Raw genomic sequence first — 12,789 nt, forward strand, 5'->3', positions numbered from 1 at the left:
AAGTGTACGTGAAGGGAACAATCATCCATGATTAAACGCATCCCGCCTTACTGGATTTTATTGGCTCCTGGAATGCTTATCTTTATCCTTGTATTTGTTATCCCCGTCGGGCGGCTGGGACTGCACAGCTTCCATGAAAACTCCTCAGACGGTGAAGCAGGGCAAGCGTTCGTATGGGATCATTACGTGAAATTTTTTACCGATCCGTATTACTTGCAAATATTGGGACGAACGCTTGTCATTGCGTTGACCGTTAGTGTGATCTGCCTGATCATGGGCTACTGTCTGGCATACGGGGCGTCGCGGGCAAAAGAGAACCGCAAAATGATTCTGCTGATGCTCGTGGCGCTCCCGCTGCTGACCAGCGCAACCATACGAAACTTCGGATGGATTATTATTCTTGGCCGCAAAGGCTTGCTGAACGAGCTGTTGCTTGGCATCGGGATCATTCAAAAGCCATTATCCTTGCTGTACACGCCGACTGGCGTCGTGATCGCGCTAGTCCATGTATTGCTGCCCTATATGGTGCTTGTCCTATACTCCGTACTGGAAGGGATAGACCGCAATCTGGAGAGTGCCGCCGCCAATTTGGGCGCATCGAAGCCGAAGGTGTTCGTGCTTGTTACGCTGCCGTTATCCATGCCGGGCATTATCGCTGGCACGCTGCTCGTCTTTTCGATCACATTAAGCTTCTTCGTTACGCCTTCATTGATCGGCGGTCCCAAGGTGCAGCTCATGGCAACGGAGATATACAACCAGATGATTAATTTGTTGAACTGGCCTTATGCATCTGCGCTTTCCGTCATTCTGCTTGTGACGGTACTTATCGTAACGAGCCTGTATAATCGTTCGCTCAGCCGAAGCAAGACAGGGGGGGCGACTCTCATTTGAAAATAACATTCAGCTGGCTTGGAGCCGTTAATACACTGCTTTACATTTTCATTCTGGCGCCGCTTGCTGTCGTTATCATTGCTTCATTCCATCCAGGCGAATTTCTTATTTTTCCCCCGGAAGGATTCTCTTGGCGGTGGTACGAGTACGTGCTGACAAGCGGACGATATACGAAGCCTTTTTGGAACAGCATATGGATTGCCATCGCGACAACCTGCATCTCCTTGCCGGTAGGCACAATCATCGCTTATGCGCTGTCGAGGTACGAATTCCGCTTCAAGGGCGTGATTCAATCTCTATTTTTATCGCCGCTTGTTGTTCCTACGCTTCTGTTCGGTATCGGACTTCTGATGTTTTTCAGTTCCATGGGAATTAAGATGTACTTCCTGAGACTGGTGCTCGCGCATATTGTATTGACCATTCCCTATGTGGTTCGGACGATGATCGCCAGCTTCTCCAATTTGAAACGTTCGATCGAGGAGGCGTCCGTCATTCTGGGGGCGTCCCCGGTCAAAACCTTTTGGCTGGTCACATTGCCGCAGGTGAAGTCCGCCTTGATCGCCAGTGCGTTCATCAGCATCGTCATGTCGTTCGACGAACTGGTTGTCGCGCTCTTCTTGACCGGTCCGGGAATGAACACCTTGCCAATGATGATATATTCGGATATTCAATTTAATTTATCCCCTTCACTGGCGGCAATTTCATCGCTAATTATTGTCGTCACACTTGCGGTCGGATTTTTGCTCGCGGTCTTCATGCAGCGTAAGAAGAGAATTTGAACAACACGGGGGCGGAGGTATGAGCGAACTGCAGATCACGAATCTGTACAAAAAATACGGTGAGAACGCCGTCGTCAGCGATCTGAACATTCATGTTTCCAGCGGAGAGATGATTTCTCTGCTCGGTCCGAGCGGTTGCGGTAAGACAACGACGCTCCGAATGATCGCGGGTCTGCACGACCCGACGTCCGGATCGATCAAGCTTGATGGCCAGGAGCTGACGGTGGTCGCTCCGCACAAGAGGAACATCGGGTTGGTGTTCCAGAATTACGCGCTGTTTCCGCATCTGAACATTTTCAACAATGTGGCGTTCGGTTTGCGCCGTCACGGGGTGCCCAAGCGCGAAATCGGGGACCGCGTGAAAGCGGTGCTGAAGTCGGTGCATCTGGATGGCTATGAGGAGCGAATGCCCGCGCAGCTGTCCGGCGGTCAGCAGCAGCGGGTTGCGCTAGCAAGGACGCTCGTTCTTAAGCCGAGGCTTGTGTTGTTTGACGAACCGCTGAGCAACCTGGACGCGAAGCTGAGAAATATTTTGCGTATCGAGATTCGGAAGCTTCAACAGGAATACGGTTTTACGGGCATATTCGTGACGCACGACCAGGAAGAAGCGATGGTGCTGTCCGATCGGATCGCAGTCATGAACCAAGGGAAAATCGCACAAATCGGAACGCCGCGGGAAATTTACACCCAACCGGCCGATTCGTTCGTCGCCGATTTCGTCGGCGAATCCAATCTGCTCTCGGTGAAATCCGTTGAGACTGCCAACGAGATGTGGAAAATCCGCCTGACCGGCGGACAATCGGTCCTCGCACCGCAAAGAGACGGGCTGCAGAAGCCGGCCTCCGTCATCATCCGGCCGGAGGAGGCCGAGTTGCTTCCCGCGGGATCGGCGGAAATCAGCCCGGACCATAACCAATTGGAGGGAACCGTTACTTTTATCCAATACACGGGCTCCTCTTATATGGTTGATATGGAAGTTGTGGGAATGGACAAACCGTTTATGATCAAAATTCAGAACGCGAAAGAAGAAATCGGCATTGCCGCCGGCGATAAAGCTCGGGTGCGCTGGCCGATCCGAACGACCTTTTCTCTCTAGGAAACGGAGGATTCTATTCATGGCTAAAGATAACGTGCTGGTCATCGCGCAAGGGACGGACGCTTCGACGCTGGACCCTTACGCTCATTCCGAAGTAACGACGGGAAATATCCTGCTGCAAATCTACGAGCCTCTGCTGCGCCGGAATGTGGCGATGGAGCTGGAGCCGTGGCTGGCGGAATCGTGGGAAGTCGTGACGGATACCTGCGTGGAATTCAAGCTGCGCAGAGGCGTCGCGTTCCACCATGGGGAGCCGTTCGATGCGAACGCGGTCAAATTTTCGCTGGAGCGCATGTCCGATCCGAACCGCGAGCCGAAGTTCCCTCCCTACGGCCGCTTCAGTTCCATCGACCACGTGGATATTATCGATCTCTATACGGTGCGCGTACACACTCGGCGGATCGATCCGAACCTGCTGGCTGCATTGACCGGCTTACAGATCATCCCGCCCCAATATTTCGCGGAAATCGGCGAGCAGTCGTTCGCTGCGAAGCCAAGCGGCACGGGACCGTATCGTTTCGTCGAATGGCAGCGCGAACAGGGCATTGTGAAAATGACGGCGAACGAGCAATACTGGCGAGGCGTGTGCGATGCACGCGAGCTGACATTCGTCGCGGTGCCGGAAGGCGCGGACCGGATACGGGGTTTACTGGACGGAACGATCGATTTGGCTGCCAACTTCCCACCGTCCGAACGCCGCAAAGTGGAGGCTGCCGGCTGCTCCGTCGTCGGAACGCCCAGCATCGGCGTGATGTATATCGGCATTAATACCCATCATGAGATTTTGAAGAATCAAAAAGTCAGACAAGCGATCGCGCACGGCATCAATGCCCGGGAGTTGATCGACGAAGAGCTGGACGGCGCGGGTTATCTGCTGTCCGGACCAATCTATCCGCAGGCGTTCGGCGTGGACCCAGACCTTCCGCCGATCGCTTACGATGTGGAGAAAGCGAAGCAATTGCTGGTTGAAGCGGGTTATCCGGACGGTGTGGACATTAAGCTGGAAGTTCCGGACGGACGATTTACGCAGGATAAAGAGGTTTGCTTGCGTGTGGCGAAGCAGCTGGAGAAGATCGGTGTCCGGTTGAACGTCGACATTCAGCCTTGGGGACCTTATATCGCCCGGTTTCGCAACCATGAATACGATCAAATGTATTATGTCGGCTGGGGCAACACGATGTTCGATCCAGATGACATATACCGCAATGCCTATATTAGTCCGAATCCATGGAATCCGACCGATTACCATCACGAGGAGATGGCGCAGCTTACGATGGAAGCGAGCGGCATTCTCGATCAGGAGCGCAGAAGAGAGCTGTACGAGAAAGCTTGCTTGATCTTTAGAGAAGAGCTGCCCTGGATTCCGCTGTTCCAGTGTCACGACATGTATGGTTTAAGCGCCGAATGGCGCTGGCAGGCCCGGATGGATGAAACGATTTACGTGTGTGACGTGAAAAAAGCCAACTGAAGGGAGGAGGAAGCCGCACATGCTGAACATGTATATTGGCGGCCGATGGGTGCCTTCCGTCTCGGGCGAAACGAGGGAAATCGTCAACCCGGCAACTGGGGAGACGATTTCCCTCGTTGCCGAAGGCAACGCTGAAGACGCGCGACTGGCGATCGAAGCGGCCCGCAAGGCGTTCGACGACTCGGAATGGACATCGGTCCCGGCACGTCAGCGGGCCAAGCTGCTGACCAGGCTGGCCGAACTGATTGAAGCGAATGCCGCCGAATTAGCTAAGACGGAGACGGCCAATAACGGCAAACCCTATGTGGATGCTGAAGACGATGCCTATACCGCAGCGAACGTATTTCGTTATTACGCCGGCTTGATTGGCAAACCGGCCGGCCAAGCCTATGATTTGCCGGGATCCTATGAAGGCAAGGTTGTCCGCGAGCCGATCGGCGTCTGCGGGCAAATCATTCCGTGGAATTTCCCGCTTATGATGGCGGCCTGGAAGCTCGCACCTTGCCTGGCTGCGGGAAACACCAGCGTATTCAAGCCTGCGGAGCTTACTCCGCTGACAGCCATACGCTTGTTCGAGTTGATCGAGGAAGCGGGATTTCCTCCGGGCGTCGCCAACCTGCTGCTGGGCAACGGGAAGACAGCAGGAGCAGAGCTGGCAGAAAATATGGATGTCGATAAGATCGCGTTCACCGGCGGTACGGAAACCGGTCGGAGCATCATGCGCGCGGCCGCCTCCAATATTAAGAAATTGTCGTTGGAGCTGGGAGGCAAATCCGCGAATATCGTGTTCGAAGACGCCGATCTTGAAATTGCCACCGATTACGCAGTGTTCGGTATCTTCTTAAACGCCGGGCAAGTGTGCGCTTCGGGTTCCCGTCTGCTTATACAAGAATCGATTTATGACGAATTTATTGAATTGCTGGTATCCAAGGTTCGACGCATTAGAGTCGGCAACGGGATGAATCCGGAAACCGAGATGGGGCCGCTGGTTTCCAAGTCGCACTTGGACAAGGTGCTGAACTATATCGAGGTTGGACGCCGGGAAGGCGCGACCTTGCTGACCGGAGGCAACCGGTTGACCGAAGGCGAGCTGGGCAAGGGGTATTTCGTAGAGCCGACAATATTCACGGACATCCGGAGCGACATGCGCATATACCGGGAAGAGATCTTCGGGCCGGTACTTGTCGTTCAGAAGTTTAAGGACGAGGATGATGCGGTCCGGCTGGCGAACGATTCGATTTACGGCTTGGCAGGGGCGGTGTTCACTTCCAATGCTGAAATCTCCATGCGAGTGGCTAAGAGAGTTCGAGTTGGAATCTTCTGGGTGAATGCCTATCATCCCGCATTCATGGAAGCGCCTTGGGGCGGCTATAAGCAAAGCGGCATCGGCCGGGAACTGGGGACCTTCGGGCTGGAAGAGTATACGGAAGTCAAGCAGATCGTTCACAATCTCGAACCCAAGCCATTGGGTTATTATCATTGGAATAAATAGTACAGAAGAAGCGGTTAGTCAAAGGAAGGGACTCGGCTGAAGTTTACGGTGCCTTCCGGCTGCGAAATTGTATGTATGGACCGTGTCTTCGGCGCAGGAACGTTTGAAGTGCTTTTTACGGAATAATCAGCCTTGGCTTCTCATGATTTGTGCTACAATACCGCGTTGCGCCTTATCGGCAGCCGGTCCCGCTGCTGGATGCGCAGAGGGCGATCCGGCTCGTCAGAAGCCGGGCGAGGAATGGAAGCTCGATCCGAATAGAGTCGGGATTCTCGGTTTTTCGGCTGGAGGACATTTGGCGGCCAGTGCAGGTACGCTCTTTGATGACGGGCATCCGGAAGCTGAAGTCGCTGTAGAGCGCGAAAGCAGCAGACCGGATCTGATGGTGCTTTGCTATCCGGTGATCAGTATGGCCGAGTATGCGCATCAGGGGTCGAAGGCAAACTTGCTCGGCCCCGATCCCTCATCTGAATTGGTGGAAAGATACTGCTGCGAGAAGCAGGTAACGGAGAACACGCCGCCGGCATTCATCTGGTTTACGGCAGACGATCAAGCTGTACCCGTGGAGAACGGTCTGGTCATGGCGCTGGCGCTTCGCCGGAAGCATGTGCCGTTCGAGTTGCACATTTTTGAGAGCGGTCCGCATGGACTTGGCTTGGCTCTTGAACACCCGGCAGCGAACAAATGGACGCTTCTGTGCGAGCGATGGCTTCTTCGGCAGTGGGGTATGAAATCCCGGTAAGGTACATTCCATGATTGGTGCACACGTGCTGAATCCCCGTACACAATTAAAGCTGCGAGCTTGCGGAAAGCTCGCAGCTTTTTTTTCGATTACGGAGCAATCAGTTTTCTTTCAATCCTTATGCCGATATTAACTCCCTTAGCCTTTCTGGATTTCGTCCAGATGTTCGGCGAGGCGGTCCCAAGTTTCGCGAATTCCTTGTTCCATCCCCATTTCCAAGACGGTTTTGAGGGCTTCGGCGGTATCGTAATAAGCCTCGCTGACGAGCTTTGTCTTGCCTTCGTGCTCTTCAAAAGTCATCGTAACGAGAGTCGAAGGCATTCCTTCCGCTTCATTGCCTTCCGCATCCGAGAAGTAGTCCACGTAGACGATCTTCTCCGCCTCTATAATTTCTTGGTAGACCGCTTTGCCCCAAGATTCAAATCCGTAAAAATCTCCTTGGTTCTTATCCATACACTTCATGCAGTAATGCCAAATGCCACCCGGACGAAAATCGATGTTGCAGACCGTGAGCGTCCAGCCGCGAGGTCCCCACCAGTGCTTCAGATGCTCAGCCTCTGAGAAAACTTTGAATACAAGCTCGCGCGGCGCATCAAAAACACGCTCCAGCAAGAGATGCCGATCTTCTACCTTCGTTGTCATGCTGTTGACTACATTTTCATTCGTCATTTCATTTCCTCCTCAATCAATCATGAAATGTGGTTGTAGCAACGATCAACTGCGGTGCGAATCTTTGTTCCCAGGTTCACTTTGCTGCAGTACTCGCAAATAATCGTCCAAGCGGTCTAATCTCTCTTCCCACGTGCGACGGAAGGAATGGATCCACTCGTTCAGTTCGATGAACGGCTGAGGACGCAGCTTATAGATGCGCCGATTAGCGCTTGGATGAACCTCAACGATCCCGGTATCACTAAGCACGCGGAGATGTTTCGAAACCTGAGGCTGCTGGAGCCCAAGCTGTTCGACGATTTCTCCGACTGTGAGGGGGCCGTCGCGCAAGAGCTCGACAATGTGATATCGATTGGGCTCGGCAAGTACACTCAAAGTTGTCATGTTCATGCCCATGTGCCATTCTCCTTTCGTTTTTAATATACACAAAAAGGAATATTCCTGTCAAGGAATATTTAGATGCTCCACAGGTACCCGGCTCACAGATCAGGGGCACGACTGGACCGTTTTGTGTAACCTGTACGTGTTGACAGAAAGCGATTCGAGGCGTATATTTATCTTAAATTAAAGATTATTAAATAAAAGATAAATGTCCGAAAGGTACTTTTCACGAATAAGGAGGTTGTTCATCATGCAAGCACGGGTTTATACGCCTGCCATGCAAGGAACCGGTCAATTTGACGGCGGGAAAATCAAAGAACAAAAGCCGATCGGCTTTTCAGGCGAAGGATCGGTTATCAAGCGGGTGGGTCCTTTATTTTACTGGGCGTGGGCGACTTCAAGCTCGGAAGCCATGATCGGTTTGCATCCTCATGAAGGCTTTGAAATTATGACTTATGTCGTTGCCGGCAATGCCTTTCACGGGGATACTTTAGGCACGAAAAGCACCGTGGGTGCAGGCGGGGCGCAGGTCATGCAAACAGGCTCCGGCGTAAGTCACCAAGAGAAGCTGAGTGCCGATTCGGAGCTTTTTCAAATTTGGTTTGAGCCTGAATTGACGGAAGCGGTTCGGAGAAAGCCGACTTATCGCCAGTATGAGCATGAAGACTTCCCGCAGGAAAGCCATGCAGCAGGGTATAGCGTAAAAACGATTATGGGTACGGGTGCCCCCATTCAATTAGTTGCGGACATTGAAATGTGGGATGTTGAAGTAAACAGCGGCGCCCAATATCGTCATCAGGTACCCGCCGGCTATACGTTAACGGCTTTAGCCATTCGCGGGCAAGGAACATGGGGAGAGTCGGGCGCATCGAAGCCGCCCGTACCGTTTCAACATAAAGATTTTATCCTGGCAGCTGCCGAATCGGAGACTGTGATCGAAATGACAAACCCGGGTGAAGAGATCATGCGGCTCATCCTCATCAAGGTTCCGACAACCGTGAGCTATCCGCTCTATCCGAAACGATAATTGCAGCGTAATGGTTAAGTATATACTCGTTGGATCATTGTAGCAGGAAGTAGACCACAAAAACGAACCGGTCAAGGATAGTCCCTTGATCGGTTCGTCTTTTTTTCTGCACTTTATCTTGAACGGATGACCTTAACATGACTCCCCCTGATTTTTTTCCTTCGATATTTCGTTTGAACATCGGGAATGATATGCCCTATTGTTCGGGATTCGAATTCTAATCTCAATAATCGGTTCGGCAAGTTGGATTGAATACATTACATACAATGTGATGGAAGTTGCGTATTTTAGACGAAGTGATCGTATTTTAGGATTTTAAACTTATCCAGGACTGATACAATGAAACTTGTATTTCAAATAAGGGGGCAAAATGGATGATGAAGTGGTTGAAGGTGTCAGTAATGCTTACGTTATTGGTCGGAGTGTTGGCTGCTTGCGGAGGCTCCGGTTCGGAAGGGAATAATACAAGCGGCTCGAACAAGCTTGTTGTATATACGCCGAACAGCGAAACTATGATTAACGCGCTGATTCCGATATTCGAGAAGCAGACCGGCATTACGGTTGAGCTGGTATCCGCGGGAAGCGGCGAGCTGATCAAGCGGATTCAGTCGGAGAAGGGCAATGCTTATGCGGATGTTATGTTTGGTGGAGCATTCGAGCTGTTCAATGCGAATGCCGACCTGTTTGAGAAATATGTGTCTCCCAATGACCAATATTTACTTGAAGGCCACCGGAATACGACAGGCTTCATGACTTCTTATGTTTCCGATGGAAGCGTAATGCTCGTGAACACCAACTTGGCAGGAGATATTCAAATTAACAGCTATGCGGATTTGCTCAAACCCGAACTGAAAGGCAAAATCGCGATGGCGGACCCGACGAATTCCAGCTCGGCATTCCACCAGCTTACCAATATGCTGAAAGCAAAAGGCGGCGACTATACTTCCGATCCGGGTTGGAATTATGTCGGCGGGTTGATCGAAAATCTGGATGGCAAAATTGCCGGGAGCTCAAGCAAAGCCCATAAGAGCGTAGCCGACGGTGAGTATATGGTGGCATTAACGTATGAAGATCCTGCGGCAAGTTATGTAAGAGACGGTGCTCCGGTACGAATTGTCTATCCTTCGGAGGGCACTGTTTTCCTGGACGCGGTAGCAGGGATCGTCAAGGGTGCAAAGCATGAAGAAAACGCAAAGAAATTTATCGACTTCCTGATTTCCAAGGAAGCGCAGGATGCGCTCGGTACAGAGACAACGAACCGGCCTCTCCGGACAGACGCGCAGCTTGGAAGCTATCTGACGCCAATCGATCAAATTAAGATGATCGAGGAAGATGTTGTTTATGTAAGCGATCATAAGAAAGACATTATTGAGAAATACACAGATCTGTTCACAAGTCTCTCCAAGTAATAAGAGCAAAGCGGGTGTCTGATATGAGCATTACGATCTCATTTCGTGAAATAGTAAAGAAATACGGGGAAACGACCGTTATCCCCGAGCTGTCTCTGCAAATCGGGAAGGGTGAGTTCTTCACCCTTTTGGGTCCTTCGGGCTGCGGGAAGACCACATTGCTGCGGATGATTGCGGGGTTCAACAGCATTGAAGGGGGCAAGCTTGAGTTCAATGATCGGGTGATGAACCAGGTTGCTCCAGGCAAACGGAATATCGGCATGGTGTTTCAGAACTATGCCATATTCCCCCACCTGAATGTCTCCCAAAACGTAGAGTTCGGATTACAGAACCGGAAGATGGAGAAATCCGAAAGAATCCGGAGAGTGAACGAGATTCTGAAGGTCGTTCAAATTGAGCAGTACCGGGACCGGATGCCTAAAAATTTGTCCGGCGGTCAACAGCAGCGCGTAGCGCTGGCCCGAGCGATCGTCATCCGTCCGGACGTTCTGCTGATGGACGAGCCGCTTTCCAATCTGGATGCCCAGCTCCGGGTCGATATGCGCGAAGCGATCAAGGAAGTCCAAAGAGAGGTTGGCATTACGACCGTATATGTGACGCATGATCAGGAGGAAGCGATGGCGGTCTCGGATCGGATCGCGGTCATGAAATCCGGCGTCATCCAGCATGTGGGAACGCCTCGGGAAATTTATCAGCGGCCGGCCAACTTGTTTGTGGCAACCTTTATTGGACGCACCAATATTATGGACGGGGTTTTATCTGCCGATGAAGACGGCACCGCTGATCTGCGTATCGGCGGCAGCTACTCGGAGCGCATACCCGGCCTCAAGCTGGATGAAGCACGAGGTGCCTCTCAACATGTGAAGCTGTCCGTCCGTCCGGAGGAGTTCGTTCTCTCCGATGACGGTCATGGCCTGGCAGGAAGGATCGTCAGCAGCGTTTTTCTTGGTCTCAACACCCATCTGAACGTGGAACTGGAGAATGGGCAGCAGGTAGAGATTATTCAGCCATCGGCCGGGAGCAATGGGATGGAGCCGGGAGAGACGGTCCGGTTGAAGGTAGTCCCGCACAAAATTAACGTTTACGATGCGTCCGGGGAAGAAAACTTCACCAGGGGAACAAGCTTATGAACCATTCCATGAAGCGAAGGGATATATGGTCGTTCATTACCGCCATCATTTTTCTCGGTTATATCGTATTTCTGGCCTTGCCGTTGTTTATGATCCTGATTAAAAGCTTCTTTGACGGAACCACAGGCGAATTCTCGCTTGACTATTTCTACAAATTTTTTAGTAAAGCCTATTACATGAACGCCGTGTGGAACAGCCTGAAGGTTACGGTAAGCGTAACTGTACTGGCGGTTATCGTTGCCGGTCCGCTCGCGTATATCATGTCCACGATAAAGATTAAAGGCAGGGCCGCAATTCAAATCTTAATCCTGATTTCTTCCATGTCCGCGCCGTTTATCGGAGCGTACGCCTGGATTCTGCTGCTGGGCCGGAGCGGGGTCATTACGAAATTCGTTCAGCAGTACCTTGGGCTGCAGATGCCCGATATTTACGGGTTCACCGGGATTTTGCTCGTATTGACCTTGCAGCTGTCGCCGCTCATCTTTATGTATGTCTCGGGTGCGTTGAAAAATGTCGACCATTCCCTGATGGAAGCTGCGGAGAGCATGAACTGCACGGGTATTCGTAAAATGTGGAAGGTGCTCGTGCCGCTCATCACGCCCACCCTGCTGGCGGGAGGCCTGCTCGTGTTCATGCGCGCATTCGCCGATTTCGGGACTCCGATGCTGATCGGGGAGGGCTTTCGGACAGTACCCGTTTTAATTTTTAATGAATTCATCAGCGAGGTTGGCGGGGACGATGGATTCGCGGCTGCCATCAGCGTTATCGTGGTCCTGTTCACCACCGCAGTCTTCCTGCTGCAAAAGTATATCGCGAATCGCAAGTCTTACAGCATGAGCGCGCTCAATCCGATCGAGCCGAAGCAAAAGAAGGGGCTGGCCAACATTGCTGCCCACGCTTACGTATATCTGTTCACGATTCTAGCAATGATGCCTCAGTTATATGTGGCCTACACTTCGTTTCAGAAGACGTCGGGCAAAATTTTTGTGGACGGCTATTCCCTTGACAGCTATCGCACAGCCTTTTCCAAAGTCGGCGATTCCATCTACAATACCTTTTTCCTGGCGATCATCACCATTATCATCATTACGTTTACGGCTGTTCTGATCGCTTATGCTACGGTGAAACGCAAGGGTGCCGTTGCCAACCTGCTCGATACCTTTACGATGATGCCGTACATTGTACCCGGTTCGATTCTGGGGATTGCGCTTCTGGTAACCTTTAACAAGAAGCCGATCCTTCTAAGCGGGACTGCCGCTATACTGATCGCGGCATTTGTCATTCGCCGTCTGCCTTATACGATTCGTTCCAGCGCCGCCGTGCTGCATCAGGTTAACGACAGCATTGAAGAGGCTGCGATCAGTCTGGGCGCCTCAACGATGAAAACCTTCTTCAGGATTACGGTTCCGATGATACTCCCGGGTGTAATTGCCGGCGCCATTTTAAGCTGGATCAGCATCATTACGGAGCTGAGCACCTCCATTATTTTGTATACGGGAAAGACAAAAACGATGACCGTAGCGGTATATACGGAGGTGGTCCGGGGCAATTACGGGGTAGCCGCGGCGCTGTCGACGCTGCTTACCGTCATTACCGTACTGTCGCTGCTGCTCTTCTTTAAGCTGACAGGCAAAAAAGAAGTTACCCTATAGGTTCGTACGTCCGGTTTCCGCCCAGCGGGGACCGGCTTTTTTGGCAGCTTGCC

At 51.9% G+C, this 12,789-nt stretch carries 12 protein-coding genes; 10 read left to right on the forward strand and 2 right to left on the reverse strand.

Going from position 1 to position 12,789, the window contains the following annotated elements; translation table 11 throughout:
• Positions 1-27 precede the first annotated feature (27 nt).
• From VN24_RS13160 to VN24_RS13185, 6 genes are all read left to right on the forward strand, one after another.
• A complete protein-coding gene (locus VN24_RS13160) occupies positions 28-891 on the forward strand; it encodes an ABC transporter permease (RefSeq protein WP_045670776.1) in 864 nt (287 codons plus the stop codon).
• Entirely contained in the window at positions 888-1,670 is a 783-nt protein-coding gene (locus tag VN24_RS13165) for an ABC transporter permease (protein WP_045670777.1), read from the forward strand. The genes VN24_RS13160 and VN24_RS13165 overlap by 4 nt, the downstream gene beginning before the upstream one ends.
• Before the next feature lie 19 nt (positions 1,671-1,689).
• Positions 1,690-2,766 carry an ABC transporter ATP-binding protein gene (locus VN24_RS13170; protein ID WP_045670778.1) on the forward strand — a complete coding sequence of 359 codons (1,077 nt, stop codon included), beginning with the start codon at positions 1,690-1,692 and terminating at the stop codon, positions 2,764-2,766.
• A 19-nt stretch (positions 2,767-2,785) separates the two neighbouring features.
• On the forward strand, positions 2,786-4,234 hold the full coding sequence (locus VN24_RS13175; protein ID WP_045670779.1) for an ABC transporter substrate-binding protein: 1,449 nt from the start codon (positions 2,786-2,788) through the stop codon (positions 4,232-4,234).
• Between the two features lie 19 nt (positions 4,235-4,253).
• A complete protein-coding gene (locus VN24_RS13180) occupies positions 4,254-5,726 on the forward strand; it encodes an aldehyde dehydrogenase family protein (RefSeq protein WP_045670780.1) in 1,473 nt (490 codons plus the stop codon).
• A gap of 142 nt (positions 5,727-5,868) precedes the next feature.
• A complete protein-coding gene (locus VN24_RS13185; RefSeq protein ID WP_238590681.1) occupies positions 5,869-6,468 on the forward strand; it encodes an alpha/beta hydrolase in 600 nt (199 codons plus the stop codon).
• Between the two features lie 138 nt (positions 6,469-6,606).
• Here the strand turns inward: VN24_RS13185 and VN24_RS13190 are convergent, their stop codons facing one another.
• Positions 6,607-7,137, reverse strand: a complete 531-nt coding sequence (locus VN24_RS13190; RefSeq protein ID WP_045670781.1) for an SRPBCC domain-containing protein — start codon at positions 7,135-7,137, stop codon at positions 6,607-6,609.
• A gap of 45 nt (positions 7,138-7,182) precedes the next feature.
• On the reverse strand, positions 7,183-7,533 hold the full coding sequence (locus tag VN24_RS13195; protein ID WP_045670782.1) for an ArsR/SmtB family transcription factor: 351 nt from the start codon (positions 7,531-7,533) through the stop codon (positions 7,183-7,185).
• Positions 7,534-7,768: 235 nt separating this feature from the next.
• Here VN24_RS13195 and VN24_RS13200 point away from each other — a divergent pair, with 235 nt between their 5' ends.
• The 4 genes from VN24_RS13200 (at position 7,769) to VN24_RS13215 (ending at position 12,736) form a co-directional block, all read left to right on the forward strand.
• Positions 7,769-8,545, forward strand: coding sequence for a pirin family protein (locus tag VN24_RS13200; protein ID WP_045670783.1), 777 nt, complete (start codon positions 7,769-7,771; stop codon positions 8,543-8,545).
• Between the two features lie 374 nt (positions 8,546-8,919).
• Positions 8,920-9,954, forward strand: coding sequence for an ABC transporter substrate-binding protein (locus VN24_RS13205; RefSeq protein ID WP_193790070.1), 1,035 nt, complete (start codon positions 8,920-8,922; stop codon positions 9,952-9,954).
• A 23-nt stretch (positions 9,955-9,977) separates the two neighbouring features.
• Positions 9,978-11,084 (forward strand): ABC transporter ATP-binding protein, encoded by a 1,107-nt coding sequence (locus tag VN24_RS13210; RefSeq protein ID WP_045670784.1) that lies wholly within the window; start codon positions 9,978-9,980, stop codon positions 11,082-11,084.
• Positions 11,081-12,736, forward strand: coding sequence for an ABC transporter permease (locus VN24_RS13215; protein WP_045670785.1), 1,656 nt, complete (start codon positions 11,081-11,083; stop codon positions 12,734-12,736). Before VN24_RS13210 ends, VN24_RS13215 begins: the two co-directional genes overlap by 4 nt.
• Positions 12,737-12,789: the final 53 nt, after the last annotated feature.

This window comes from Paenibacillus beijingensis (assembly GCF_000961095.1).
Taxonomy (GTDB): domain Bacteria; phylum Bacillota; class Bacilli; order Paenibacillales; family Paenibacillaceae; genus Paenibacillus_O; species Paenibacillus_O beijingensis.

Bases quoted from the DNA above. Each gene is read 5' to 3' on its own strand.
- VN24_RS13160 (WP_045670776.1), top strand. From the start codon at position 28: ATGATTAAACGCATCCCGCCTTACTGGATTTTATTGGCTCCTGGAATG.
- VN24_RS13170 (WP_045670778.1), top strand. From the start codon at position 1,690: ATGAGCGAACTGCAGATCACGAATCTGTACAAAAAATACGGTGAGAAC.
- VN24_RS13175 (WP_045670779.1), top strand. From the start codon at position 2,786: ATGGCTAAAGATAACGTGCTGGTCATCGCGCAAGGGACGGACGCTTCG.
- VN24_RS13180 (WP_045670780.1), top strand. From the start codon at position 4,254: ATGCTGAACATGTATATTGGCGGCCGATGGGTGCCTTCCGTCTCGGGC.
- VN24_RS13185 (WP_238590681.1), top strand. From the start codon at position 5,869: ATGATTTGTGCTACAATACCGCGTTGCGCCTTATCGGCAGCCGGTCCC.
- VN24_RS13190 (WP_045670781.1), bottom strand. From the start codon at position 7,137: ATGACGAATGAAAATGTAGTCAACAGCATGACAACGAAGGTAGAAGAT.
- VN24_RS13195 (WP_045670782.1), bottom strand. From the start codon at position 7,533: ATGGGCATGAACATGACAACTTTGAGTGTACTTGCCGAGCCCAATCGA.
- VN24_RS13200 (WP_045670783.1), top strand. From the start codon at position 7,769: ATGCAAGCACGGGTTTATACGCCTGCCATGCAAGGAACCGGTCAATTT.
- VN24_RS13205 (WP_193790070.1), top strand. From the start codon at position 8,920: ATGATGAAGTGGTTGAAGGTGTCAGTAATGCTTACGTTATTGGTCGGA.
- VN24_RS13210 (WP_045670784.1), top strand. From the start codon at position 9,978: ATGAGCATTACGATCTCATTTCGTGAAATAGTAAAGAAATACGGGGAA.
- VN24_RS13215 (WP_045670785.1), top strand. From the start codon at position 11,081: ATGAACCATTCCATGAAGCGAAGGGATATATGGTCGTTCATTACCGCC.